Annotated in this window: 24 protein-coding genes and 3 tRNA genes; 21 read left to right on the plus strand and 6 right to left on the minus strand. The window is 67.0% G+C overall.

Translation table 11 applies throughout. From position 1 onward, the window contains the following. Positions 1–236: 236 nt before the first annotated feature. The 3 genes from VIM54_RS05595 to VIM54_RS05605 all read left to right on the plus strand — a co-directional run bounded on the left by VIM54_RS05595 (position 237) and on the right by VIM54_RS05605 (position 528). Positions 237–309 (plus strand) — tRNA-Glu (locus VIM54_RS05595). A 13-nt stretch (positions 310–322) separates the two neighbouring features. After that, positions 323–396, plus strand: a tRNA-Asp gene (locus VIM54_RS05600). 59 nt (positions 397–455) lie between these two features. After that, positions 456–528: transfer RNA gene (locus VIM54_RS05605), tRNA-Phe, on the plus strand. A 48-nt stretch (positions 529–576) separates the two neighbouring features. On the opposite strand, the gene VIM54_RS15920 is transcribed toward VIM54_RS05605, so the two are convergent. Beyond that, positions 577–882, minus strand: a complete 306-nt coding sequence (locus VIM54_RS15920) for a hypothetical protein (RefSeq protein WP_414673176.1) — start codon at positions 880–882, stop codon at positions 577–579. Positions 883–1171: 289 nt separating this feature from the next. Between VIM54_RS15920 and VIM54_RS05615 the strand changes: the two genes are divergently transcribed. Then, a complete protein-coding gene (locus VIM54_RS05615) occupies positions 1172–1738 on the plus strand; it encodes a GDSL-type esterase/lipase family protein (RefSeq protein WP_331899786.1) in 567 nt (188 codons plus the stop codon). 222 nt (positions 1739–1960) lie between these two features. Here the strand turns inward: VIM54_RS05615 and VIM54_RS05620 are convergent, their stop codons facing one another. Both VIM54_RS05620 and VIM54_RS05625 read right to left on the minus strand, forming a co-directional pair. After that, the gene (locus VIM54_RS05620; RefSeq protein ID WP_331899787.1) at positions 1961–2473 is read right to left on the minus strand and encodes a hypothetical protein; all 513 of its coding nucleotides are present in this window, start codon (positions 2471–2473) and stop codon (positions 1961–1963) included. An 83-nt stretch (positions 2474–2556) separates the two neighbouring features. Further along, complete coding sequence (locus VIM54_RS05625) at positions 2557–2700, minus strand: hypothetical protein (RefSeq protein WP_331899788.1); 144 nt, start codon at positions 2698–2700, stop codon at positions 2557–2559. 459 nt (positions 2701–3159) lie between these two features. Here VIM54_RS05625 and VIM54_RS05630 point away from each other — a divergent pair, with 459 nt between their 5' ends. The 15 genes from VIM54_RS05630 to VIM54_RS05700 all read left to right on the plus strand — a co-directional run bounded on the left by VIM54_RS05630 (position 3160) and on the right by VIM54_RS05700 (position 19057). Then, the gene (locus tag VIM54_RS05630) at positions 3160–3408 is read left to right on the plus strand and encodes a hypothetical protein (protein WP_331899789.1); all 249 of its coding nucleotides are present in this window, start codon (positions 3160–3162) and stop codon (positions 3406–3408) included. A gap of 446 nt (positions 3409–3854) precedes the next feature. Further along, complete coding sequence (locus VIM54_RS05635; RefSeq protein WP_331899790.1) at positions 3855–4235, plus strand: hypothetical protein; 381 nt, start codon at positions 3855–3857, stop codon at positions 4233–4235. After that, positions 4211–4963 carry a sirohydrochlorin chelatase gene (locus tag VIM54_RS05640; RefSeq protein WP_331899791.1) on the plus strand — a complete coding sequence of 251 codons (753 nt, stop codon included), beginning with the start codon at positions 4211–4213 and terminating at the stop codon, positions 4961–4963. The genes VIM54_RS05635 and VIM54_RS05640 overlap by 25 nt, the downstream gene beginning before the upstream one ends. Positions 4964–5133: 170 nt before the next feature. Next, positions 5134–6834 (plus strand): nitrite/sulfite reductase, encoded by a 1701-nt coding sequence (locus VIM54_RS05645; protein WP_331899792.1) that lies wholly within the window; start codon positions 5134–5136, stop codon positions 6832–6834. After that, complete coding sequence (locus VIM54_RS05650) at positions 6831–7559, plus strand: phosphoadenylyl-sulfate reductase (RefSeq protein WP_331899793.1); 729 nt, start codon at positions 6831–6833, stop codon at positions 7557–7559. The genes VIM54_RS05645 and VIM54_RS05650 overlap by 4 nt, the downstream gene beginning before the upstream one ends. Next, on the plus strand, positions 7541–8503 hold the full coding sequence (gene cysD / locus VIM54_RS05655) for a sulfate adenylyltransferase subunit CysD (RefSeq protein ID WP_414673177.1): 963 nt from the start codon (positions 7541–7543) through the stop codon (positions 8501–8503). Before VIM54_RS05650 ends, cysD begins: the two co-directional genes overlap by 19 nt. Further along, positions 8503–9852 (plus strand): sulfate adenylyltransferase subunit 1, encoded by a 1350-nt coding sequence (locus tag VIM54_RS05660; protein WP_331899794.1) that lies wholly within the window; start codon positions 8503–8505, stop codon positions 9850–9852. The genes cysD and VIM54_RS05660 overlap by 1 nt, the downstream gene beginning before the upstream one ends. Further along, positions 9849–10928: an ABC transporter substrate-binding protein gene (locus VIM54_RS05665; RefSeq protein WP_331899795.1), complete on the plus strand. Its 1080-nt coding sequence runs from the start codon at positions 9849–9851 to the stop codon at positions 10926–10928. The genes VIM54_RS05660 and VIM54_RS05665 overlap by 4 nt, the downstream gene beginning before the upstream one ends. Positions 10929–10932: 4 nt before the next feature. Then, positions 10933–11691 (plus strand): ABC transporter ATP-binding protein, encoded by a 759-nt coding sequence (locus VIM54_RS05670; RefSeq protein ID WP_331899796.1) that lies wholly within the window; start codon positions 10933–10935, stop codon positions 11689–11691. After that, positions 11681–12595 carry an ABC transporter permease gene (locus tag VIM54_RS05675; protein WP_331899797.1) on the plus strand — a complete coding sequence of 305 codons (915 nt, stop codon included), beginning with the start codon at positions 11681–11683 and terminating at the stop codon, positions 12593–12595. Before VIM54_RS05670 ends, VIM54_RS05675 begins: the two co-directional genes overlap by 11 nt. After that, positions 12592–13818: a uroporphyrinogen-III C-methyltransferase gene (gene cobA, locus VIM54_RS05680; RefSeq protein WP_331899798.1), complete on the plus strand. Its 1227-nt coding sequence runs from the start codon at positions 12592–12594 to the stop codon at positions 13816–13818. The genes VIM54_RS05675 and cobA overlap by 4 nt, the downstream gene beginning before the upstream one ends. After that, positions 13815–15191 carry an FAD-dependent oxidoreductase gene (locus tag VIM54_RS05685; RefSeq protein ID WP_331899799.1) on the plus strand — a complete coding sequence of 459 codons (1377 nt, stop codon included), beginning with the start codon at positions 13815–13817 and terminating at the stop codon, positions 15189–15191. The genes cobA and VIM54_RS05685 overlap by 4 nt, the downstream gene beginning before the upstream one ends. Beyond that, positions 15188–15517: a ferredoxin gene (gene fdxA / locus VIM54_RS05690; protein WP_331899800.1), complete on the plus strand. Its 330-nt coding sequence runs from the start codon at positions 15188–15190 to the stop codon at positions 15515–15517. Before VIM54_RS05685 ends, fdxA begins: the two co-directional genes overlap by 4 nt. After that, on the plus strand, positions 15510–16451 hold the full coding sequence (locus VIM54_RS05695) for an NAD(P)/FAD-dependent oxidoreductase (protein ID WP_331899801.1): 942 nt from the start codon (positions 15510–15512) through the stop codon (positions 16449–16451). Before fdxA ends, VIM54_RS05695 begins: the two co-directional genes overlap by 8 nt. A 188-nt stretch (positions 16452–16639) precedes the next feature. Further along, positions 16640–19057 carry a glycoside hydrolase family 3 C-terminal domain-containing protein gene (locus VIM54_RS05700; protein WP_331899802.1) on the plus strand — a complete coding sequence of 806 codons (2418 nt, stop codon included), beginning with the start codon at positions 16640–16642 and terminating at the stop codon, positions 19055–19057. Here the strand turns inward: VIM54_RS05700 and VIM54_RS05705 are convergent. After that, the gene (locus VIM54_RS05705; RefSeq protein ID WP_331899803.1) at positions 19007–19795 is read right to left on the minus strand and encodes a putative protein N(5)-glutamine methyltransferase; all 789 of its coding nucleotides are present in this window, start codon (positions 19793–19795) and stop codon (positions 19007–19009) included. The two genes, VIM54_RS05700 and VIM54_RS05705, sit on opposite strands and share 51 nt — an antisense overlap. A gap of 93 nt (positions 19796–19888) precedes the next feature. On the opposite strand from VIM54_RS05705, the gene VIM54_RS05710 reads away from it, so the two are divergent. Continuing rightward, positions 19889–20587 (plus strand): SOS response-associated peptidase, encoded by a 699-nt coding sequence (locus VIM54_RS05710; RefSeq protein ID WP_331899804.1) that lies wholly within the window; start codon positions 19889–19891, stop codon positions 20585–20587. Between the two features lie 82 nt (positions 20588–20669). Next, positions 20670–21047 carry a thioredoxin gene (gene trxA / locus VIM54_RS05715; protein WP_331899805.1) on the plus strand — a complete coding sequence of 126 codons (378 nt, stop codon included), beginning with the start codon at positions 20670–20672 and terminating at the stop codon, positions 21045–21047. Between the two features lie 236 nt (positions 21048–21283). Here trxA and VIM54_RS05720 read toward each other — a convergent pair whose 3' ends face one another. Both VIM54_RS05720 and VIM54_RS05725 read right to left on the minus strand, forming a co-directional pair. Further along, entirely contained in the window at positions 21284–23362 is a 2079-nt protein-coding gene (locus VIM54_RS05720) for an acyl-CoA dehydrogenase (protein ID WP_331899806.1), read from the minus strand. 150 nt (positions 23363–23512) lie between these two features. Continuing rightward, positions 23513–24220 (minus strand): lysophospholipid acyltransferase family protein, encoded by a 708-nt coding sequence (locus VIM54_RS05725; RefSeq protein WP_331899807.1) that lies wholly within the window; start codon positions 24218–24220, stop codon positions 23513–23515. Positions 24221–24600 lie beyond the last annotated feature (380 nt).

The raw sequence follows: 24600 nt of genomic DNA on the forward strand, positions 1-24600 counted from the left end.
CTGCTGTCACAGTATCAAGCACACTGGCAAGTGGCCAGAGCCGGAAGTCTCAACGACGAGTTGAATCTAGGCGCAGTCGCAGTCAACCCGTCGCCTTTCGCACGGAGTGGCTCACATTGCCCGATTTTCCCGAGGAATTGCGGTCGAGCCGGTGCGGCATCCGGAGCCCGTTTGGCAAACGGGTCAGTCACCCCTATGCTTGTTCCTCGGTAGCTATGAAGGAAGTTTTACTTCACGGCCCCATCGTTTAGTGGCCTAGGACGGCGCCCTTTCACGGCGTTAACACGGGTTCGAATCCCGTTGGGGTCACGAAACATAGCTAGGCCCTGTAGCGCAGTTGGTTAGCGCGCCGCCCTGTCACGGCGGAGGTCGCCGGTTCAAGTCCGGTCAGGGTCGCAAGGCACGGTCATCTCTCGCCAGACGGCCGTGCCTTCTTGTATAAATCAATACGGCAAGGCTCTGTAGCTCAGTTGGTAGAGCGTTCGACTGAAAATCGAGAGGTCACGGGATCGACGCCCGTCGGAGCCACTGTCCCATTTCCCGGCTTCTACGGGGGGTGGGACTTTTTTTATGCCCTCAACTCGTCGCCGCACCAGGCGGGTTTGCCCGCACTTTGCCCGTTGCAGCAGCAGCACTGTCATTCAGCGCAACCGCAACAGCGTCAAGATCATCATCGAACAGGTCCGCGTAGACGTCCAAGGTCATTGCGGCGGAGGCGTGGCCGACTTCCGAGCCCGCTGAGGGCATGAATGCGGCGCGGTTGATCCACACGAAGGCGCCCCGAGTTGGGGGCAGCAGATTCAGGGTGCTCCTGCCAGCATCAACTATGGGGATGTCCCGTCCATAGGGGCATGTCATTTTCGGCATGAAGGCCAAATTCATGCCATATCGATAGTGCGAAGCGCGGACACCGAATAGAGCGGCTGAATTTGTGAGGGGTTTCTTTGCCACCCGCGATCGGACTGCCGTGCTCTCCCCGGGAACGGTCGCTGTGCTCATTCGCCTTGCGCGACCTCTACTGCGCCTCCATCTCTCCCTTTACAAACTGGAGGTCCGGCGGGCTCAATTTCCCGCTGATACCCCGGAGCCTGTCATCCCAGGACCTGATCCCGTCCGGCTACTGTTCATCGGTGACCTGACGGTGTCCGGGTATGGAGTTTTGCACCATGGGATGACGATTGTCGTCAAGACCGCACGGTTCGTCGCCGAGAACCGCGAGAGTGGCTGCTCGTGGACCACCATCGCGGCAACCGATCTCACCGCCGCGCGGGTCGCGAAAATGTCGACTCTCGACGCGGCCCACGTTGACGTCGTGCTGGTCATGCTCGGTGTCCCTGATGTGCTGCTTGCGACGAGCGCAACGGCCTGGGGTGCCAACCTGGAGAAAGTGGTCGAGCACCTCCGCGTCCACGCCACGCCGAACTGCCGCTTCGTTTTCGCCGGCATTCCACCGATGGGTGACTTCCGGCCTATCCCGCCTCTTGCTCGCAAGATGCTGATGCTTCAGATCGATCGCTTGAACTGCGTTACGGACGAGCTCGCTTCGCGGGCATCCGATGTGTCCTTCGTGCCGTTCCCTGATTGGCGAGTCGGCGATATGTATGTGCAGGATGTCTTCTCCTGGAGGTCACTGCATGAAATGTGGGCACGCGTCCTCGCCGCGGCGACTCTGCGTGTATTGAACGACATGAATCCGCATCAGCTCGAATCGGGCAGCGAGAGTCTCGGCGCGAGCTGAGCGCGTGCGTTCGACATCATCTAGTCACGGCCGACCCGGATGACAAAAACGGGGATGGCCGCGGTGCGCCCCCGACCAACGGCAAGAATTGACCCCTGTCGGCGCGAGACCGACGAGCATCTGGCAGGGTTTCGTCGTTCTCGGATCATCCGTTTGCTGCCAACGTCCCGAATAGCCCCGACCCCTCGTGCCAGCCTCATCGCGGCTGGCCGTCATCTCGCGTCATGCCTCCAAGTCGGCCAGCAACGAAGGGTACAGATCGTCCAATAGGGCGTGGTTCCCAGGGGATGCGTAGCCGTCGAGCGGGAGGGAAATGGATGTCTCGTTGAAGTGCATGACAATTTCAACCTCGGTGGGCCACACTTTCGTGTCTGGGTGGACCTGTGGGACCGAGGTGAGATCAATCCTGGATAACAAAGACCTCGAGTACCTGGACGCCGCAACGGCTACAACCTCCCTGCTGCCCGTTGCCGCACCCAAGACGTTCACCTGGATCACTGAGTCTCCGGTCAGGGCGACGATTTGCCAGGGGTCGTCCCTGGCAAACGACGTAGTCAGATAGGCGATCACGTCGCCACCCGCCAATGCCAAGATCGCCGCGAGCACACGAAACTGCCAGTCTTGGAGCCCGCCGTTCTGTATTTCGTAGTCCTGCCACCCTCGACGGTTTGTCGATTCGGTGATCCTTTTGTTCAGATCGTTGCACTGCTGCCAATAGCCAATCGAAGTCATCATGATCCGTCCTCGTCTGTTTATTGCACTTCACGGTACGACAACAGGCCAGAAATGACCCCGATCGGCGCGGGACCGACGAGCACTCAGGTGCCGACATCCGTGACGAATATCGGCATGAGCCTCGTGACGGCGAGCAGCTCGATTCCTCCTTCGTGAAGCAACGGCACGAGCTCTGAGCCATCCCTCGCGATGACCTCCTCGGATCGACGCAGGAAGATCTTGGCCATGCTGATGCGTGTGAGAAATTCGCGACCGACGCAACGGATCACGACCAGCCCCTCCCGGGCAAGCAGAGGTCGTGCCGTCGCTGCGGTCGCCCGAACTCGAGACATGAGCACCTCGCCGCGCTCCGGCTCCGCTTTCGGAGGGGCTGGTGAGCGTGCGCCCACCCGACCGGGGGCCGGGGTCTTCCCGATCAGGCCCGCGACGACATGCACGACTGCACGAACCTCAGGCCGAATGGCTCCACAGGCGAGGCAATCCCCTGCCTGACCCCGAATTCAAAGGCCGACGACGCGCGAACGTCGGCACCAACTTCGATAAGACCTCGCCGTACCGTGACTGCCATGTCAATCCCCCTTGACTTTGTATAGTGAATATATACTCACATAAATGGAACGATGAGTCTACCCCCCAGATCGATGCGACCAGTCGCTTCGGAGATATTCACTCAACTAGGAGATCTCGTGCCCAAACTTCACTACGCCGGACAGTCATTCGTTCTTGCCGATACCGAGACTGTCGATGAGTTCTACAGAGTGATGAACGAGGAGATCAACGCTGAGCGTGCATCTGGTCGAAACTGGACGCCTGCGATTCATGTGGAGCTGCAGAATGGCGGCTTTCTCACACTGTCGGTTGAGCCGAGTGTTTCCATCGCCTTCGAATCAGACCCGATCGTGCCCGCAGCTGTACTACCCAGGGACGCTGGTTGATGGGTGACTCGTCCGGGGCTGCTGTCGATTCGGTTGACTCGATTCGCTCTGAAATCATCCCGCTTCTGGTCGAACCTCCGACGCGTTCGCGGATGTAACCCGCGGTAACTATCGGTCGAATCATGCCCCACCCGGTGGTGCGAGAGCTACGCTGTGGCCCGAACCTCGGATGCCCTGCCTCCGACGGTGCGACGAGCTGAGGAGCGCTGAGCACGATGAACGAACGGAGCGCGAGACCTCCTGCTCGCCGACGACCCCCGCCCGCGGATCTCGGTCACCCGAGCGACGTCGGTTCGGGCAGGCCCGGGAGTACCCGACTAACCCCAGCTGACGGCCGAGTCGACGTGGAGGCTGCCTGGTCGGTCACGATCCCGGTGTCGCGCCTGGGTTACCTCGCGGGAGCGGCGACGGTGCTGGCTCTCGTAATCGCTGTTCCGATTCTTTGGTTGCTGTCCGGCATCCCCGCGCTCGCGTCAACCGACCTTTCGGGCAGTGCACGTGGCGGGGTTGCGGTCATCCCCGTCGCCGCCTTAGCCGTGGCCGCCACCGGCTTCGCCGCCGCACGGACGATCCGGATGCGCCGATGGATCCTGCCCCGATGGCACCTGCTGCCCGCGATCACCGGATTCGACGACCGACTGCACGTCGAGCGGTATCGCGGTCGCTGCCCGCAGTGCGGCGACGCCCTGAAGTTCTTCAACAAGCCCACGCTGTGGAGGGAAGAGCCGGGCGAGGGCGCCCCGCACACCGTCGCCGCGGAACGCCAGCCCGCCGCCGAATGCCGCCGGGAGGTCAGCCACTGGTGGGAGATCGGCCGAACGGCATGATCCGACCGGATGACGTGCCATCGCCTCGGCCTGCGCTCGTCGGCATCTCGCACGGCACGTCCTCGCCGCACGGCCAGCGGGCGATCGCCCGTCTCATGGACGTGGTGGCGTCGGTGGATGCCGCGATCCTGGTGCGGTCGGGTTTCGTCGACATGCAGCGGCCGACCATCCCGGAAACTCTGGCGAGCGTCCCCGAAGAAAGCCGATCGGTGGTCGTCCCGCTCCTGCTGTCGGCCGGCTATCACGTGCACGTCGATCTGACGGAGGCAACCCGCGACCTCGCGCCGCGGGTGGTCCTGGCGGACGCGCTCGGCCCCGATCCCCGTCTCATCACGATCCTGCGTCGTCGACTCCGCGACGCGGGATGCGGCCCGGACGACGTCGTGATTCTCGCCGCGGCGGGCTCCAGCGACCGACGCGCGCTCGGGGATTGTCGCAGAGTCCGCAACGGACTCGCCGACGAACTCGGCCGGGAGGTGCATGCCGCCTTCCTCTCGGCCGCCGAACCCTCGCTCTCCGACGCAATCAACCGGGTGCGCGATACCCAGCCCGGGAGAAGGATCGTGGTGAGCAGCTATCTCCTGGCGCCGGGATACTTCCAGTCGCTCATCGAACGCTCGAACGCCGACGCCGTGACGGCTCCGCTCCTCACCGCGGACGGCCCAATCCCTGCGGGGCTCGTCGACCTGATTCACGACCGCTATCACGCCGCCATAGCGCGTCCCTGAGCCGAACGGTGAATGTGACAACGGATTACACGTTGTGACCAATCGTGACAGGACTCTCACCCGATCCGCCGTCGCCTCTTTAGAGTTCGACGATACGCCCACCTCCGGCCACGTCACCGGCCGAAGAATACGCATGGCCGCATGTGCCAGACGGAAGCAAGGGACCAACCATGACTCTCGAAGAACAGACTCGCACGGCTGCCTCACGCCCGACGGCGCGCTCGAACGGCCAGTGGAAAGTGGATGGCAACGCACCGCTCAACGCCAATGAGGCGTGGAAGCAGGAAGACGGCGGCCTGAGCGTGCGGGAGCGAATCGAGAAGGTCTATTCGAAGCAGGGCTTCGATTCGATCGACGGCACGGACCTGCACGGACGGTTCCGTTGGTGGGGCCTGTACACGCAACGGAAGCCCGGGATCGACGGCGGAAAGACCGCGACTCTCGAACCGCATGAGCTCGAAGACAAGTACTTCATGCTGAGGGTACGCATCGACGGCGGGCAGTTGACCACCGACCAGCTGCGGGTCATCGCCGGAATCTCGACCGAGTTCGGTCGCGACACGGCCGATCTGACCGACCGCCAGAACATCCAGCTCCACTGGATCCGCGTCGAAGACGTCCCCGAGATCTGGCGCCGACTCGAGGCCGTGGGCCTGGGGACGACGGAGGCCTGCGGCGACGTGCCCCGCGTCATCCTCGGCTCGCCGGTCGCCGGAATTGCCGCCGACGAACTGATCGATCCCACCCCCGCGATAGCGGAGATCGTCGAGAAGTACCTCGGCGATCCGGAGTTCGCCAACCTTCCCCGCAAATTCAAGACAGCGATCACCGGGCACCCCAGTCAGGATGTCGTGCACGAAATCAATGACATCGGACTCGTTGCGGTGGATCACCCGGAGCTGGGCATCGGTTACGACCTCTGGGTCGGCGGTGGGCTGTCGACGGCACCGAGGCTGGCGGAGCGGCTCGGCGTGTTCGTCGCCCCTGCCGATGTCGCGGACGTATGGCTCGGGGTCACCTCGATCTTCCGCGACTACGGCTACCGCCGTCTCCGGAACAAGGCTCGGCTGAAGCTCCTCCTCGCCGAGTGGGGTCCAGTGAAATTCCGGCACGTGCTCGAGACGGAGTATCTCGGCCACGCCCTGCCCGACGGGCCCGCTGCCCCGACTCCCACGACTGCCGGTGACCACGTGGGAGTCCACCCGCAGAAGGACGGCCGGTTCTACATCGGGGTCACGCCGTTCGTCGGCCGGGTCTCCGGCACGCTCCTGTCCGCCCTCGCCGACATTCTGGAGCGTCACGGTTCATTTCGCCTTCGCACGACGCCGCACCAGAAGCTGGTGCTGCTCGACATTCCGGAGTCGAGCGTCGAGCCGATGATCGTGGAACTCGAGGAGCTGGGCCTGTCCGCGCGTCCGAGCCTGTTCAAGCGGTCGACAATCGCGTGCACCGGCATCGAGTTCTGCAAGTTGGCGATCGTGGACACCAAAGACACCGCGACCGACGCGGTCATCGCGCTCGAACAGCGCCTGGCCGGCATCGAGCTCCCCCAGCAAATCAGCCTGCATGTCAACGGCTGCCCCAACTCGTGCGCCCGGATCCAAACCGCAGACATCGGGCTGAAGGGACAGCTGCTGCCGGACGGAAAGGGCGGTCAGGAGCCCGGCTTCCAGGTGCACCTCGGCGGCGGACTCGCCTCTCTCAACCGGGACGAGGCCGGACTCGGCCGCACCGTTCGCGGCCTGAAGGTCACCGCGGCCGATCTCGCCGACTACGTCGAGCGACTCGTTCGCCGGTTCCTCGCCGACCGCGAGCCCGAGGAAACGTTCGCGACCTGGTCACACCGCGCCGATGAGGAGTCACTCCGATGAGCAGCACGACCATCCCCTCTCCGCGGGCACGCCGAGGACACACCGAATTGCAGGCCCTGGCCCGCGTCGGCGCTGACGAGCTCGCGGATGCCCCGGCCGACCGCGTCGTTGAATGGGTCGCCGCGAACTTCGACGTGCGTTCGGTCGCGGTCGCCTGCTCGATGGCGGATGCCGTCCTGCCGCATGTCGTCTCCCGGCAGTTGGCGGACGTCGACGTGCTCTTCCTCGACACCGGCTACCACTTTGCGGACACCTACGAGACGCGCGACGACGTGGCACGTGCGTTGCCCGTGCGAGTGGTCGACGTGCTTCCGCTCCAAACGGTGGCGGAACAGGATGCCGAGTACGGCGCCGAGCTGTTCGCCCGTGATCCCGGGCAGTGCTGTGCGCTGCGGAAGGTCGCCCCACTGCAGCGCTCCCTTGCGGGGTATGAGCTGTGGTTCACCGGGGTCAGACGCGAGGAGGCCCCCACCCGGGCGGCCACGCCCCTGGTGAGCTGGGACGAACGCAACGGGCTCGTCAAGGTGAACCCTCTCGCCGCCTGGACCTTCGACCAGTTGCTGGACTACGCAACCGCCCACTCCGTGCCGGTCAACCGGCTGATGGCCTCCGGCTATCCGTCGATCGGCTGCGCCCCGTGCACGCGCGCGGTCGCGCCGGGCGAGGATCCCCGGTCGGGCCGTTGGGCCGGCCTGGCGAAGACCGAATGCGGGCTGCACCAGTGAGCGCCCCGGTGGCGCAGGCGCGCGACGTCGCCGATCGGTCGGACGAGCGCCGACGACTATCCACTCTCGATGTGCTCGAGAGCGAAGCCATCCACATCATCCGGGAAGTCGTCGCCGAGTTCGAACGGCCCGTGCTGCTGTTCTCCGGCGGCAAGGACTCCGTCGTGGTGTTGCATCTGGCGACCAAGGCCTTCTGGCCGGCGCGGGTGCCGTTCTCGTTGCTTCATGTCGACACCGGCCACAACTTTCCGGAGGTTCTCGCGTTCCGCGACGCCACCGTCGCGCGTCTCGGCCTGCGGCTCGAGGTTGCCTCGGTCGCCGACTACATCGCGGACGGCAGGCTGGCCGAGCGCGCCGACGGCACTCGGAATCCGCTGCAGACCGTCCCGCTCCTCGATGCGATCACGGCGGGTCGCCACGACGCTGTGTTCGGCGGCGCGCGACGCGACGAGGACAAGGCGCGGGCCAAAGAGCGCATACTCTCCCTCCGCGACGAGTTCGGCCAATGGGATCCACGAAACCAACGCCCGGAGCTGTGGAACCTGTACAACGGCCGCCACACCGTCGGGCAGCATCTGCGGGTGTTCCCGATCAGCAACTGGACCGAATTCGACGTGTGGCGCTACATCGAGCGGGAGCAGATCCCCCTGCCTTCGCTGTACTTCGCTCATCAGCGGGAGGTGTTCCGCCGCGATGGCATGTGGCGCGCGGTCGGCCCGGTCTCCCTTCCGACCGCGGCCGAAGCCGTGCAGACCAGAACGGTCCGATACCGCACGGTCGGTGACATGAGCTGCACCGGAGCCGTCGAATCGGATGCCGCGACGCTCCCCGAGATCGTGCGGGAGGTCGGCCGGAGCACGCTCACCGAACGCGGCGCGACGCGCGCCGACGACAGAATCTCCGAGGCAGCCATGGAAGACCGCAAGAAGGATGGATACTTCTGATGACCGTGCTCCTGAACAACTCCCCGCGTCTGGGCAACCCCACGCTGCCGGGCACCCTGCTCCGCTTCGCTACTGCCGGCTCCGTCGATGACGGCAAGTCGACACTCGTCGGCCGGCTGCTGCACGACTCGAAGTCGATTCTCGCCGATCAGCTCGAGGCGGTCACGCGCACGTCGGCGGAGCGCGGTTTCGGCGGGTCTACCGGCGGAATCGACTTCGCTTTGCTGACCGACGGGCTGCGCGCCGAGCGCGAGCAGGGGATCACGATCGACGTCGCCTACCGTTACTTCGCGACCGAACGCCGCTCGTTCATCCTCGCCGACTGCCCCGGCCACGTTCAGTACACCCGCAACATGGTGACCGGCGCGACCACCGCCGACGCGGTCGTGATGCTCATCGATGCCCGCAAGGGCGTGCTGGAACAGACTCGACGTCACCTGTCTGTGGTGCACCTGCTTCGCGTGCCCCACGTGATCATCGCGGTCAACAAGATCGACCTTCTCGGCTACTCGCAGGAGGCGTTCGAGAAGGTGGCGGAGCAGGTGCTGAGCGTCACCGATGAACTCGGCCTGTCCGATGTGCACGTGATCCCACTGTCCGCGCTCCTCGGCGACAATGTGGTGGAGCGCTCCGCCAACACCCCCTGGTACACGGGCGAAAGCCTGCTCGAACTGCTGGAGGCCCTCCCCGGAACCGATGAGGCGGAGGGCGCGCTGGAGGAATTCCGCCTGCCGGTGCAGCTGGTGATCCGCCCGCAGGGCGCGGTGGCGGGGCCGGATGCGGACGCCTTCCGGGACTACCGCGCGTACGCCGGCCAGATCTCGTCGGGGACGGTGCGCCTGGGCGACACCGTGACGACGTTCCCGGGTGGCGCGTCGACCGTCGTGACGGGCATCGACTTCGCCGGTGCGGAGCTGGAGTCGGCGAGCGCGCCGCAGTCGGTGGCGTTGCGTCTCGCCGACGACTTCGACCTCGCGCGCGGTGCCGTCATCGCCGCGCACGGAACCCTTCCCGAGCCGGTCAGGGCGCTCACCGCATCCCTCTTCTGGCTGGATCCACGCCCTCTGGTCCCGGGCGCACGGGTGTTGGTGAAATTCGGCACCGCAACCATTCAGGCCCTGGTCGTCGACATCACCGGCAAGCGCAACCTCGATACGCTCGCGCTCGAAGCCGCGGGGTCGCTCGAGATCAACGACATCGGCACCGCGACCATTCGGCTGTCCACGGCGCTGCCGATCGAAACCTTCGCGCGAAACCGCCGCTCCGGGGCGTTTCTGGTCATCCATCCGTCCGACGGCGCGACCCTGGCCGCGGGCATCACCCTCAGCAGACAGGACCACACCTCATGAAGGGACTCCAACGACTTCGAATCGTCGGCATCGCGGTCCTCGCCACCGTGGCCATGACCGGCTGCGCGGCCACCGCCGCCGCCACAACTCCGTCTGCCACCACCCTTAGCGACCCTCCGGCAGCTGAGCTCCGTCTCGGATACTTCGCCAACGTGACCCACGCTCCGGCGCTGGTGGGGATTCGGAAGGGCTTCTTCGCGAAAGAACTCGGCACGACGAAGCTCAGCACCGAGATATTCGGCGCGGGCCCGGAGACCATCGAGGCGTTGAGCTCGGGGGCGATCGATGCCGCGTACATCGGCCCGAGCCCCGCGATCAACTCCTACATCAAGAGCGGTGGCGCATCCGTGAAGGTCGTCTCCGGTGCCGCCATCGGCGGTGCCGAACTCGTCGTCCGGGCCGGAATCAGCACCCCCTCCCAGCTCAAGGGAACGACGCTGGCGACGCCGCAGCTGGGCAACACGCAGGACGTCGCGCTGCGGTCCTGGCTCGCCACCAAGGGTCTCACCTCCCATCTCACCGGAGGCGGCGACGTGACCATCACGCCGACCGACAACGCGCAGACCCTCGCACTGTTCGCCGCGGGCAAGCTCGACGGCGCCTGGCTGCCGGAACCGTGGGCGTCCCGACTGGTCCTCGAGGCGAAGGCCCACGTCCTTCTCAACGAAGCGAAACTGTGGCCGGGCGGAAAGTTCGCCACCACCGCGCTAGTCGTGAACAGCAGCTACCTTGCCGCACACCCGACGACGGTTGAAGCGCTCGTCAAGGGCAACGTGGACTCGGTCGACTGGCTGAACGGGAACCCGGCGACCGCGGCATCCGTCATCAACGCGGCTCTGACCAAGGACGCCGGCAAGCCGCTCTCCGCGGATGTCATCGGCCGTGCGCTGGCGAACGTGACGTTTTCGAGCGACCCGCTGGCCGGCACGGCGAAGACGCTCGTCGCGCACTCCGTCGCTGTCGGCACGGGCAAGGCGGGGAGCCTGTCGGGGCTGTTCGACCTGACCCTGCTCAATCGGGTTCTCCGTGCCTCCGGCAGGCCGACGGTCTCGGCCGCTGGCCTCGGTTCGGACTAGCGCCGTGGGACTCGACTCCTCGAGCGCGCCGGCAATCCAGCTCGACCGCGTGAGCAAGGCCTTTGGCAGCGACGGCGCCCTGGTTCTCGAGGACGTGTCGCTCACGATCGCGCCGGGTGAGTTCGTCTGCCTGCTCGGGGCATCCGGATGCGGAAAGTCCACGCTGTTGAGCCTGATCGCGGGCCTGGAACGGCCGTCGAGCGGCACGGTCACCGTCGCGAGCGGCCGCGCGGCCATGATGTTCCAGGAATCGGCGCTGTTCCCCTGGCTGAGCGCCCGACGGAACGTGGAACTCGCCCTCGGGCTTCGCGGCGTGCCGCGAAACCGACGTCGAGAACAGGCGCTCGCCCTCCTCGACGTCGTGAACCTCACCGATGCCGCGGAGAAGCGCCCCCACGAACTCTCCGGTGGGATGCGGCAGCGCGTCGCGCTCGCCCGCTCGCTCGCCCAGGACCGCCCGGTGCTGCTCATGGATGAGCCGTTCGCCGCTCTGGACGCGATCACCCGCGATCTGCTGCACGAGGAACTCGAGAACGTGTGGCGTGACACCGGTCGAACCATCGTCTTCGTCACCCACAACGTGCGCGAGGCCGCACGGCTCGGTCAGCGGGTGCTTTTGATGTCCTCGCGCCCGGGGCGAATCGCCAGGGACTGGGCGGTTGACTCCTCCACACAACGACGGATCGAATCTCCTGAGGTCGCGCGGCTGTCGATCGAGATCACCGAGGAACTGCGTAAGGAGATCCGAAGAAATGCTGCCTGACCTCCACGTTGCCGAGCGGGCCGATCCCGTTTCGACATCCACCGACCTTCGCACTCTCGAGTCTGGCCTTGACGCGCTCCAGTCCGTCGCAGAAATCCGACGCCCGCTGTGGCGCCGGGCCACGGCCGGCGTTCTCCCGCCGATCGCGTTGCTGGTTGCGGCGCTGATCGCGTGGCAGCTCTTCGTTGTCGTCGCGCACCCGCGACCGGATCTCTATCCGAGTCCGCTTGCCGTCATCGGATCGCTGTCCACGGCGTGGGCCAGCGGCGCTCTCCCTCTGGCGATCACCACCAGCCTTCAGCGCGCGGTGGTCGGATTCGTGATTGCGATCGCCATCGGCACTCCCCTCGGCCTGCTCCTGGCCGAATTCACCTTCCTTCGACGAGCGCTCGGCCCGCTGGTGTCCGGGCTCCAGGTTCTCCCGTCCGTCGCCTGGGTGCCCGCGGCGATCATTTGGTTCGGACTGTCCGACGCGACCGTGTACTTCGTCGTGCTGATGGGCGCGGTTCCTTCCATCGCCAACGGCCTGATCGCCGGCATCGACCAGGTACCGCCGCAACTCACCCGGGTCGGCACCGTGCTGGGCGCCTCCCGGCTTCAACTTGCCACGATCGTCGTTCTTCCCGCCGCGCTCCCCGGCTACTTCTCCGGGCTCCGCCAGGGGTGGGCGTTCTCCTGGCGATCGCTCATGGCCGCGGAAATCATCGCCAGCGGCGGATCCATCGGATTCGGACTCGGATCGCTGCTGCAACAGGGCAGGGAACTCTCGGATCTAGGCAGCGTCCTCGGCACGATCGTGGTCATCCTCGCCGTCGGCATCTTCGTCGAGCTGGCGGTGTTCGGCCCCATCGAGCGTCGACTTCTGCGCGGTCGCGGCCTGACCAGCACCAGGACCACCCGGTGACCGGCGTCTACCCGATCGGGATCCACCTCTCCGGCAAACGGGTCATCGTGGTGGGCGGGGGGCCTGTCGCGGCCCGTCGCAGCTCGGCACTCGTCGAGGCCGGCGCGCTGGTCACCGTGATCGCCCCGGCCGCGAGTTCCGCACTTCTCGCCCTGCTCGCCACCGGCGCGGTCACCTGGCGGGAGCGCGAATACCGCACCGGAGATCTCGACGGCGCATGGCTCGTCCACACCGCCACCGGCGACGACGCGGCCGACGCAAACGTCTCCGCCGACGCCGAACGCGACCGCGTGTGGTGCGTGAACGCGGGCGACCACACCAGCGCGACGGCCTGGATGCCAGCGGTTCTGCGCCGTGACGACGTCACGGTGACGGTCGCCGCGGGAGGCGACCCGCGCCGGGCGATCGCCCTGAGGGACGCCATCGGCGAACAACTCGATGCGCACCGGCTCCCCACCGCACGACACCGGCCGCGCCAGGCCGGGGGAATCGTGTACCTCGTCGGCGGCGGCCCGGGCGACGCCGGACTGATCACGGTGAGGGGAAGGGACCTCCTCGCCGACGCGGACGTCGTCGTCGTCGACCGGCTCGCCCCGCGGTCGCTGCTCAGCGAGCTGCGCGACTCGGTGCTGATCATCGACGTGGGCAAACTCCCGGGAAACCACCCGGTACCGCAGAACGAGATCAATCGGATGCTCGTCACCCACGCCAAGGCGGGACGACGGGTCGTGCGGCTCAAGGGCGGCGACCCGTATGTGCTCGGCCGCGGCGGCGAAGAGGCCGAGTACTGCCGGGCCAACGGAGTCGAAGTCGAGGTGATTCCCGGGGTCACGAGCGCGATCTCGGTGCCCGCAGCGGCCGGCATCCCGGTCACGCACCGCGGGGTCGCCAACGGATTCACCGTCGTGACCGGGCACGAGGAGATCGCCGCCGTCGGCGGTGGTCGTGATCACACCGTCATCCTGCTGATGGCAATCGCGGCCCTCGAGGGATCGGCCGCGGTGCTCGCCGCGGGCCGCCGCGGTGCGGAATGCCCGGTCGCGATCATCGAAAACGGCTACTCAGAAGACCAGCGCGTCACCATCGGAAGCCTCGGCACCATCGCCGACATCGCCGCGCGGACCGACGTGCGATCTCCCGCCGTCGTCGTCGTCGGTGATGTCGTGCTCCTCAGCCCACACGCGCAGCGTGCGCATCAACTCGCCGGAAAGGCACAGCTATGACCGCCCCCCTGAAGGTCGCCATCATCGGCGCCGGCCCCGCCGGAATCTACGCCGGCAACATTCTCACCACCTCGGCGCGCGCCGCGGGCAGGGACGTCGGGGTCGACCTGATCGAGGCCCTGCCCGCACCCTACGGCCTGATTCGCTACGGTGTAGCACCCGACCACCCGCGGATCAAGGGCATCGTCAACTCTCTGCACGAGATGCTCGACTCCGGCACGATCCGCCTGCTCGGCAATGTGACCTTCGGCGTCGACGTCACGCTCGACGACCTCGAAACCCACTATGACGCCGTCATCTTCGCGACCGGCGCGACCCGCGACGTCGCGCTCGACATCCCCGGAGTCGACCTTCCAGGGTCGTTCGGCGCGGCCGATTTCGTGTCATGGTTCGACGGGCATCCCGATGTGGCGCGGAACTGGCCGCTGGATGCCACCGACATCGCGGTGATCGGCAACGGCAACGTGGCGCTCGATGTGGCGAGGATGCTGGCCAAGCACGCCGAGGACCTGCTCCCCACCGACATCCCCGCCACCGTATTCCGGGGACTCGCCGGTTCGCCCGTGACGGACGTGCACATCTTCGGGCGCCGCGGCCCGGCGCAGATCAAGTTCACCCCGATCGAACTGCGCGAGCTCGGGGACATCCCCGATGTCGATATCGTCGTGTACGACGAGGACTTCGCCCAGGACTCGGAGTCAGGCGTGCCCGCGGCGGGCAGCAACCAGCTGAAGGTGATGACTCGAACCCTCCGCGGCTGGCTGGACGCCGGCCCGAGGGTCGCGTCCCGTCGACTCCACCTTCATTTCTTCCACGCCCCGGTCGAGATCGTCGGGGACGGTCGCGTCGAAGCCGTCCGGTTCGAACGAACCGAGCTCACCGCCGAGGGGGTCGTCCGCGGCACCGGCGAATTTGTCGACTACCCGGTGCAGGCCGTCTACCGCGCTGTCGGGTATTTCGGGAGTCCGCTACCCGGTGTCCCGTTCGACGACGCGCGCGGCGTCATTCCCAACATCGAAGGGCGGGTCACCGACGGGTCGGGGGACATCCTGCCCGGCCTGTACACCACGGGCTGGATCAAACGCGGCCCGGTCGGACTGATCGGCCACACCAAGAGCGACGCCTCCGAGACCGTGGCGCACCTCCTCGCCGACCTGCTCGCCGCCGAGTCGATCAACCGCACCGACATCGTCGACCTCCTCCGGTCGCGGGCCGTCGAATTCACGACCTGGCAGGGGTGGATTGAGCTGGACGCCCACGAACGTGCCCTGGGCGACGCCGACCAGTCGGGAGTGCCGCGCACCCGCGTGAAGGTCGTGCCGCGCGAGGAGCAGGTCAGCATCTCCCTCGGCACATCGGTGCTCGCAGGATGACCTATGTGATCGCGCTGCCCTGTGTGGACGTCAAGGACAGGGCGTGCATCGACGAATGCCCGGTGGACTGCATCTACGAGGGCGAACGCAGCCTCTACATCAACGCCGACGAGTGTGTCGATTGCGGAGCCTGCGAACCTGTCTGCCCCGTCGAGGCCATCTACTACGAGACCGATCTTCCGGACGAATGGGCGGCCTACCACGCGGCCAACGTCGACTTCTTCGAAGAGATCGGCTCCCCCGGGGGCGCCTCGAAGATCGGGGTGCTCGACTTCGATCATCCGTTGATCGCCGCCCTGCCCCGATCCGGCGCGGCGCATGGCTGACGAGTTCGACTGCGTGATCGTCGGCGGTGGACCCGCTGGCCTGTCCGCCGCTCTCAACCTGGCGCGCTCCCGGTCAACCGTCCTGGTGATCGACAGCAACCGACCGCGGAACGCCCCGACGCTTTTCTCCCACGGATTCATCACCAGAGACGGGATACCGCCGAACGAACTCCGCAAACTCGCCCGCGCCGAACTCGACGGCTACCCCGAGGTGGAATTCGCGCAACGCTCGGCGGTGACCCTCGTCGCACGGGATCGGGAGGACGAGCATCCGTTCTCGGTGCAATTCTCCGCCGGCACCTGGTCGAGGACAGTCGCGGGCCGAACGGTTCTCCTCGCGACCGGGCTACGAGAGACGCTGCCCGCGATCCCGTCCGTGCGCGGCTACTACGGCATGAGTCTGTTCAGCTGCGTCGCCTGCGACGGCTACGAGCGCACCGACCAGCCCCTCGCCCTCATCGGGGAGACCGACGACCTCTACGACAGAGCCCTGCTCATCGCCCGGTGGAGTAAGAACCTCACCGTGTTCACGAACGGCGTCGCGCACCTCAGCGACCGACACGCCTCTACGCTCTCCGACAATGGCATCCGCGTTGATCGGCGCGAGATTCACGACGTCGAAGGTTCGCACGGCTCGCTCGCGGCAGTGCGTCTCGCAGATGGTGACCGCGTGGCTGTCACGGGCGGCTTCATCCGGCCGGTCTGGCATCCGGCGCTCGAGTTTCTGCGCCCGATCGACCGGGAGTCGCTGACCTTCGATGCGGACGGGCACCTGGTGACTGACCGCGACGGACGAACGAGCGTCGACGGCCTCTACGCCAGCGGCGACGTCGCTGCACCCGGACCGCAGCAGCTCATTGTGGCAGCCGGCGCCGGTGCCCGCACCGCCGCAATCATCACCCACGACCTTCTGGGTATCACCACCTCTCATTGACGGCGGTCCGTTTTCAGTACCGCGTGGGGGTTTCGCGAGGCTCGAGCGGGGTGGGGTTTGGGGCGGTGGAGTCATCGAGAATGATCTGTTGCGGATCCGCACCAATAGATCCTCGACGATCCCCGCACGCCCGCTGCTTGATGTTCACGCCCGGACGCAGGACGATGGGCCACGGAGCGGAGCACCACATGAGCACGACGGCGGCTGAACACGCGGCACTGACGCTGGAGCAGCAGATGTCCCTGCTGTCCGGCGCGGACTTCTGGCGCACGCGAGCGCTCCCCGGCATCCCCGCAATCCGCCTGGCGGACGGTCCCCACGGGTTACGGGTGCAGGCCGACGATGCCGACCACCTGGGGCTCAATGGAAGTGTGCCATCGACGTGTTTTCCGCCGGCGGTGACCCTCGCGAGCAGCTGGGATCCGGACCTCGTGCGACAGGTGGGCGAGGCCGTCGGACATGAGGCCCGGGCGCTCGGCGTCGGAATCGTGCTCGGGCCGGGGTTGAACATCAAGCGGCACCCGCTCTGTGGCCGCAATTTCGAGTACTACTCCGAGGATCCGCTGCTCTCCGGTCGCCTCGCTGCGGCGGCCGTGATCGGCATCCAGGGCACCGGGGTGGGGGCGTGCCTCAAGCACTTGGCGGTCAACAACCAGGAGCACCGTCGTTTCGTGATCGACGCCATTGTGGACGAACGAACTCGACGCGAGCTGTACCTTCGCGGGTTCGAGATTGCCGTGCGTGAATCCCGTCCGCGAATGGTGATGGCGGCCTACAACCGGGTGAACGGCGTGCACTGTGCCGACGACCGCGAACTCCTCACCGGCATCCTGCGCGACGAGTGGGGCTTCGACGGTGTTGTCGTCAGCGACTGGGGCGCCGAGGCGGATCGAGTCGCGGGCATCGGCGCGGGCATGGACCTGGAGATGCCGGGGCGACTCGACCGCCGGGCCGAGCTCCTGGCGGCCGTGTCCGCCGGGGCTCTCACGGCCGAGGCGATCGGCACCAGCGCGGGACGGATCGGGGCACTCGCGAACGCGCTTCCCGGGCAGGACGGGGTTCTCGCCGACCTCGTGGATGCCCACGATGCCCTGTCGAGGTATGCCGCGGCCGCGAGCGCCGTGGTTCTCGCCAACGACGGAGCGCTTCCGCTGGACCGCCGCCAGAGCATCGCGGTGATCGGAGCTTTCGCCGCGCAGCCCCGGTACCAGGGTGGCGGCAGCTCGCTCGTCACCCCCACTCGCGTCACCACCATGCTCGACGCCTTCACCGCGGCGGGCATCGACGTCGGCTACGCGCCCGGGTACGATCCCGATCGATCGGAGCCGGACGCGGCGCTGATCGAACACGCGGTCGCCCTCGCCGCCTCGGCGGACGTGGCGATCGTGATGGTGGGCCTTCCGGACATCCAGGAGAGCGAGGGCTTCGATCGCACCACGCTGTCCCTGCCCCAACAGCACGACGACCTCGTCGCGGCGGTCGCAGCGGCGAACGCGCGAACGGTCGTGGTGCTGAGCAACGGAGCGCCAGTGCTCATGCCGTGGCATGCCGGCGTGTCGGCGATTCTCGAGTGCTATCTGGGCGGCCAGGCGAGCGGCGGCGCCGCGGTCGACGCCCTGCTCGGCGTCGTCGAGCCGGCCGGTCGTCTCGCCGAAACCTTCCCGACGTCTCGGGAGGATGTCGCGGCCGACCCATTCTTCCCGGGCGGCACGCACCAGGTTCAGTACCGGGAGGGACTCTTCGTCGGCTACCGGCATGCGACAACCGCCGGCGTGACTCCCCTGTTCCCGTTCGGCCACGGACTCGGCTACGGTGCCACGAACTGGTCCGGCGCGGCGGTGGACCGCGCCGACGTCCCGTCAGGCGAGGGCGTCGTCGTGTCGGTGACGGTCGAGAATGTGGGTGAGCGAGGCACGAGCGATGTGGTGCAGGTCTACTCGCGGGACCTGACGGCGACCGTCCTGCGGCCGCGTCGCGAACTGGTGGGCTTCGCGCGGGTGCACCTTGAGCCCGGCGAACATCGTGTCGTCGAAATCGAGATCGACGCGCGATCCTTCGCCTTCTGGGACGTTCGTGTGCAGGACTGGCGCACGCCCAGTGGTGCCTTCGAACTCGAAGTCGCGCGATCGAGCGAGACGGTGGTCACCGCGCTGACCGTCATCGTGCACGGGGATTGTTCGGATTCCGCGGAGCCGGCGGCCACGCGGCCCATCGCTGCCAGCGATGAGGACTTCGAGCGCCGGCTCGACCGCGCCATCCCGGCGCCCGTGCCAACGAGGCCGTTCACCAGGGAGACAACCGTCGGGGACCTCTCGGTGACCGTCGTCGGACGGATGCTGCGAGCCGTCATCCGGCGAACGACCACGTTCCCCGAGGAGACCAGGCAGGACCCGGTAACCATGGCGATGATCGTGCGCACCACCGATGAGCTTCCGTTGCGGGGGCTGGTGCAGTTCTCGAACGGACGCACCTCCTGGGCAGCCCTCGATGCGCTGATCGCCCTCGCCAACGGGCGCCCGTTCACCGCCATGAAGGTGCTGTTCAGGCGGACCCCGCTACGGCGACGGCCGGGTGCCGATGACGACCGTGGCGTCGAGCTCCTCTGAGCTGGCGATCCGCGGGATCAGCCCGGCACTCCCGAAGATCTCGGCGGTGAGCGGCGCCTGGCTCTCACTCGCCTCCACGAGCAGGTGGCCGCCCGGTGCCAGCCAGCGCGGCGCCAAGGCGGCCACCCTCCGCTGCACGGCCAGGCCATCCGGTCCCCCGTCGAGCGTCACCCGAGGCTCGTGCAGGCGGGCCTCCGGCGGCATCGTCTCGATCTTGTCGGTCGGCACGTACGGCGTGTTGCAGAGCAGGATGTCGATTCGACCGGCGAGCGAGGCGGGCAGCGGGTCGAAGAGGTCGCCCTCGAACACGCGGCCCGGATCCAGGTTGCGGCGCGCGTACGCCACTGCAGCGGGCTCGATGTCGGCCGCGTACAGGTCGAGCCCGTCGACGGCAGCCATCAGCGCGGCGCCGAGCGCGCCACTGCCGCAGCACAGGTCGAGTGCCACGGCGCCGGGAGGGGCGAGCGCGGCGGCCTGCTGTACGAGGAACTCGGTGCGGCGCCGGGGAACGAACACCCCGGGGCCGACGGCGATCCGCAGCCCGCAGAATTCCGCCCAGCCGAGGATGTGCTCGAGGGGAAACCCGGCGACCCGGCGCGCAACCATGCCTTCGAGTTCTGCGGGGGACGCCTCGGCTGCCAGGAGCAGCCGAGCCTCGTCCTCGGCGAAGACGCAGCCCGCCGCTCGGAGAGCGGACACGATGGCGGGCTCGGAGAGAGCGGATGGGGAGTGTGACACGACTAGCCAGCCTAGAACGACTCCGGCCCGGCTGCCGGGTCTCTGCCCGCCGGATTGCTGGTGGTTGTCGGTTGCTGCGGCAACAATGGGGCCATGTGCGGACGCTTTTCGATGGACAAGTCCACGGACGACCTGATCGAGGAATTCGTGGCAGTCGGCGGCGACTTTCGGGACTGGCGTCCGGGGTGGAACATCCGACCGACCGATCCGATCCTCGCCGTGATCGAGTCGAGCACGGGCGGCGGTGAGCCGGTGCGCAGGCTCGAGCTCGCGCGCTGGTCGCTCACACCGTCCTGGTCCAAGACGCTCAAGATGAAGGTGCCCACGTTCAACGCGAGGAGCGAGAGCGCGGCGGAGAAGTCGTCGTTCGCGGCGGCGGTCAAGTCCAAGCGGGCCCTCATCCCGGCGTCGGGGTACTACGAGTGGCAGACCGATCCGGTGACCAACAAGAAGACCCCGTTCTACATCCATCCTGGCGAGGGCGAGGTGATGGCGTTCGCCGGGCTGTACTCGTGGTGGAAGGACCACACGCTCGGCGACAGCGATCCCAACCCCTGGACCCTCACCGTGACGATGCTCACTGCGGACTCCGTGCACACCCTCGACTACATCCACGACCGCAACCCGGTGCCGCTCCCGCGCGAGCTGTGGGCGGACTGGCTGGATCCCCGCATCGAGGGCGACCAGTCGCTCGTCGACGCGGCCGTCGCCGCCGCGATCCCGGTCGCCGAGGCCCTCGAAATCACCGAGGTCGTCGCCGTGACGGATGATGCGCCCCGGCCGGCTGCCTGACCAGGAAGAGGCCGGGGATTATTTTCGGCCGCCGCGTTGCTCTATACAGTGACAGCAAAGATCTTCGATCGGAAGGGGCCCCATGGCTACCGTTGAACTGACCTACGACGCGTTCGAGAAGACCGTCGCGAGCGAGGGCATCACCCTCATCGACTTCTGGGCCGACTGGTGCGGCCCGTGCAAGATGTTCGGACCGATCTACGACGCGGCGAGCGAGCAGCACTCGGACGTCACCTTCGGCAAGGTCGACACCGAGGCCGAGCAGCAGCTGGCCGGGGCGGCCGGGATCACCTCGATCCCCACGCTCATGGCATTCCGCGACGGGATCCTCGTGTTCTCGCAGCCCGGCGCCCTTCCGGCTCCCGCGCTCGAGCAGGTAATCACGGCCGTGAAGGGGCTCGACATGAACAAAGTGCGCGCCGAGATCGCTTCGCAGGAGGCAGCGGGCACCCCCGAGTAAACGAGTCGATGCCCGTCGGCCGCTTGCCGTCCGCCCAACGGTCGGCGGCGCTCGGCATCGCCATCCTCGGCACCATCCTCTTCACCAGCGCCGGCACGGCCCTCGACGCGCGCCTGACCGATCGCAACCTGCCGGAGGCGGCCCGCAGCCAGGTGGTGAATGCCGTCGTGGACAGCGCCGGCGCTCCGGCGCTCCGGCGTTCCGGCGTTCCGGCGTTCCGGTGTTCCGGCAACTGGCTACAGGGCGGGCTTGCGCACCCTGAGCGTCTTCTCGTCGATCGGCTTGACGCCGCTCGCGCGGAGCTCGTCGTAGTACGCACGGGCCTCGTCCTGCCTGGCGCGCTCTGCCCCGAGCGCGATCGGAGCGAGAAGATGCTCTGGCGTGAACTCGAAGGCCGCGACCAGGTCGAGGGCGTTGGCGCGCAGTCGAGGCAACAGCCGCTCGTCGATGTACGACGTGATCGCGAGCGCGCGCTGCGACGACAGCCGGCCGTGGATGAGATACCACGCGGCCTTTTTCTCGATCAACCCGAGCCCGAACAGGTCACGCAACCAGGTGAGCACCTTGCGCGTGCCCGCATCCTGCACCGACTCGAGGGCCTCGGTGAACGCCTCCCACTGCAGCAGTTCCGCGTGCGCCCGCGCCGCCTCGATGAGCTCGTTCTGGTTGCGGTTGAAGAGTTCGGCCGCCTCCCTTGTTCCGAGCTTCGACGCCCCCTTCAGCCGGCCGGCGACCTCCGCGACCATCGTCTGCACGCGGTCGGTGAGCAGCTGCCGCTGCGCGTCGCTGTCGCGGACGTAGCCGACCGAGCGTGCGGTCGATCCGAAGTCGGCCACGGCCTGCCCGAGTCGACGCAGGCCTGAGCGGTTGATCGCCGCCTCACCGACCTGGTCCGCCACGTACTGGGCGAGGGCGCCCGCATTCGCGCCGGCGAACTTGCGGCTGTAGTCGGTGAGCAGTCGCTTCGCGACCAGTTGGAGCAAGACGTTGTTGTCTCCCTCGAACGTCACGTACACGTCGAGGTCGGCACGAAGGCTCGTGAGCCGGTTCTCGGCGAGGAAGCCCGCTCCCCCACAGGCCTCGCGGGATTCCTGAAGGATGTCGAGCGCATTCCAGGTGCTGAGCGGTTTGAGCGCCGCGGCGAGGGTCTCGAGGTCCTGACGGTCGGCATCCGAATCGTGTAGTCCGGAGAAGACACCGTCGAACTTGGCGAGCAGTTTCTCGTGGGCGAAGGACATGGCGTACGTCGTGGCGAGACGGGGAAGGAGCCGGCGCTGGTGGCGCTGGTAGTCGATGATGACCTCCTCCTCGACAGTGCTCGATCCGGTGAACTGCCGACGCTCGGAGCCGTACGTGATCGCGATGGTGAGAGCGAGCTTGCTCGCGACGACCGCGGCGCCGTCGAGGGAGACCCTGCCCTGCACGAGTGTGCCGATCATGGTGAAGAAACGCCGACCCGGGCTGTCGATGGAGGAGCTGTATCCGCCGTCCCCCGAGACGTTGCCGTAGCGGTTCAGCAGGTTGACGCGCGGCACGCGTACACCCGAGAAGTGCAGGCGCCCGTTGTCGATCCCATTCAGGCCGCCCTTGAGGCCGTCGTCCTCGCCCCCGATTCCGGGCAGGAAGGCGCCGCTGGCATCGCGGATCGGCACGAAGAAGGCGTGCACACCGTGGTTCACGCCGAGGGTGATCAGCTGGGCGAAGACGACCGCGGCCCGACCATGGAGGGCCGCGCCGCCGAGGTAGTCCTTCCACGCGGCGCGGAACGGCGTGTGGATGACGAACTCCTGGGCCTCGACGTCGTAGGTCGCCGTCGTGCCGATGCTCGCGACATCCGACCCGTGTCCGGTCTCCGTCATGGCGAAGACGCCGGGTGTCTCGAGGCTCATGATGCCCGGCAGGAACTCGCTGTGGTGATACTCCGTGCCGAGATGCATCACCGCCGCGCCGAAGAGCCCCCACTGCACTCCCGACTTGATCTGGAGAGACGGGTCCGCGATCACCAGCTCTTCGAATCCGGCGATGTTGCCGCCATGATCCTCCGAGCCTCCGACCGAGCGGGGAAAGGCTCGGTGCACGGAGCCGTCGTCGACGAGCAGGCCGAGCTGGCCGAACACCCGCGCGCGGTGGTCGGCCATGGAGAGGCCCTCGACTCGCCGGAACTCGGGCCGCGACGCGAGCTCCCGCGAGTGGCGCCGGGCATCGGCCCACCTGCCGAGCAGCAACTCGCCAAGGGCGACGACGTCCACGCCCTGGGTGGTGCCGGTCGGCGTCGAGGTGTTCGCCGTCGCTGGGCGGTCGGTCAACTGCGTCATTGTGAGTCCATTCGCGCGGGAATAGCGGGTCACTTCAACGCTACGAGCGTCGGCGGGCTTCGACAATGTCACGGTACGTCTTGCACCAAGTCGGGGCGGCAGATGCGTCGGGGCTTTGTGGGAACCAGACGAATCGTCGCGATGGAGAGACTAGGTGCGTTCCCGGCGGAAGAACCGCCTCATCCGCTCGGTGACGTTCGCCGGTGGCGGCTCGTTGTACGCGCCGGCCAGGGGCTGACCGCTCATCGCCTGGATGGCGCCCATGATCTCGTCCGTCGCCGCGCGCCTGGCGCGACCGGATTCGGCCGAACCGTGGCGACTCACCTCGACCGGAGCCCCGAACTCCACGGTCACGCGGGCGAACCGGGGAAGCTTCGACCCGACCGGCTGCAGGTTCTGCGTACCGGTGAGAGCGACCGGCACCACGAGAGCGCCGGAGGTGAGGGCGAGCCACGCCACACCGGTTCGCCCCTTGTACAGGCGGCCATCGAGGGATCGCGTGCCCTCTGGGTAGATCGAGAAGGCCTCGCCGCGGTTCAGCACCTCGAGTCCGCTGTCGAGCGCGAGCTGGGCGGCGGATCCGGCGCCTCGCTCGACCGGTATTGCGCCGACTCCGGTGAAGAAAGCGCGGGAAAGCCAGCCGCGCAGGCCCGTGCCCGTGAAGTAGCTCGCCTTCGCGAGGAAGGACACCGATCGCGGGGCCACGAGCGTGATCACCACGCTGTCGATGAACGACAGGTGGTTGCTCGCGAGGATCACCGGGCCGGTGATCGGCACACTAGACCGCCCGACGATTCGCGGCCGGAAGAGCAGCCGGGCCAGCGGCGCGAGAAAGATCCTCGACAGTCGTTTCAGCACTCACGCCTCCCGTGTACGTTGCTCGCTCCACCATACGGAGCCGGTCATGCCCCGAGCCGCATATTCGGTGCATCGGAGGCGCCGTGTTGGCTATGATTCGAGCCGTTTTTGTGGGTGCGAAGCGGGGGTGTCGAGGGGGCGCGTGAGCCCCAAAATGGGGGCCGTCACATTGGCGAGAGAAGCGCTACTCTAGGTCAAATCGAGTGATCACTGATCGTTCGTTCTGACCTACCCCGTCGGAGCGTCGTGAGAGACATCTCGCGTGAACAGTGGTCATCCGTTTTCCCTGTATACCCGAACTACAGGAATGATTCAATGACCCGAACATTGACGACCCATTCAAGCCGTTTTCCGCGCCCTCATCGTGCTGGATTGCGCCC

The sequence above is a fragment of the Lacisediminihabitans sp. genome, assembly GCF_036569425.1.
Taxonomy (GTDB): domain Bacteria; phylum Actinomycetota; class Actinomycetes; order Actinomycetales; family Microbacteriaceae; genus Lacisediminihabitans.

Bases quoted from the DNA above. Each gene is read 5' to 3' on its own strand.
- VIM54_RS05645 (WP_331899792.1), top strand. From the start codon at position 5,134: ATGACTCTCGAAGAACAGACTCGCACGGCTGCCTCACGCCCGACGGCG.
- fdxA (WP_331899800.1), top strand. From the start codon at position 15,188: ATGACCTATGTGATCGCGCTGCCCTGTGTGGACGTCAAGGACAGGGCG.
- VIM54_RS05720 (WP_331899806.1), bottom strand. From the start codon at position 23,362: ATGACGCAGTTGACCGACCGCCCAGCGACGGCGAACACCTCGACGCCG.
- VIM54_RS05660 (WP_331899794.1), top strand. From the start codon at position 8,503: ATGACCGTGCTCCTGAACAACTCCCCGCGTCTGGGCAACCCCACGCTG.
- trxA (WP_331899805.1), top strand. From the start codon at position 20,670: ATGGCTACCGTTGAACTGACCTACGACGCGTTCGAGAAGACCGTCGCG.
- VIM54_RS05620 (WP_331899787.1), bottom strand. From the start codon at position 2,473: ATGATGACTTCGATTGGCTATTGGCAGCAGTGCAACGATCTGAACAAA.
- VIM54_RS05685 (WP_331899799.1), top strand. From the start codon at position 13,815: ATGACCGCCCCCCTGAAGGTCGCCATCATCGGCGCCGGCCCCGCCGGA.
- VIM54_RS05615 (WP_331899786.1), top strand. From the start codon at position 1,172: ATGACGATTGTCGTCAAGACCGCACGGTTCGTCGCCGAGAACCGCGAG.
- VIM54_RS05675 (WP_331899797.1), top strand. From the start codon at position 11,681: ATGCTGCCTGACCTCCACGTTGCCGAGCGGGCCGATCCCGTTTCGACA.
- VIM54_RS05710 (WP_331899804.1), top strand. From the start codon at position 19,889: ATGTGCGGACGCTTTTCGATGGACAAGTCCACGGACGACCTGATCGAG.
- VIM54_RS15920 (WP_414673176.1), bottom strand. From the start codon at position 882: ATGAATTTGGCCTTCATGCCGAAAATGACATGCCCCTATGGACGGGAC.
- cysD (WP_414673177.1), top strand. From the start codon at position 7,541: ATGCGGGCTGCACCAGTGAGCGCCCCGGTGGCGCAGGCGCGCGACGTC.
- VIM54_RS05625 (WP_331899788.1), bottom strand. From the start codon at position 2,700: ATGGCCAAGATCTTCCTGCGTCGATCCGAGGAGGTCATCGCGAGGGAT.
- VIM54_RS05700 (WP_331899802.1), top strand. From the start codon at position 16,640: ATGAGCACGACGGCGGCTGAACACGCGGCACTGACGCTGGAGCAGCAG.
- VIM54_RS05650 (WP_331899793.1), top strand. From the start codon at position 6,831: ATGAGCAGCACGACCATCCCCTCTCCGCGGGCACGCCGAGGACACACC.
- VIM54_RS05695 (WP_331899801.1), top strand. From the start codon at position 15,510: ATGGCTGACGAGTTCGACTGCGTGATCGTCGGCGGTGGACCCGCTGGC.
- VIM54_RS05665 (WP_331899795.1), top strand. From the start codon at position 9,849: ATGAAGGGACTCCAACGACTTCGAATCGTCGGCATCGCGGTCCTCGCC.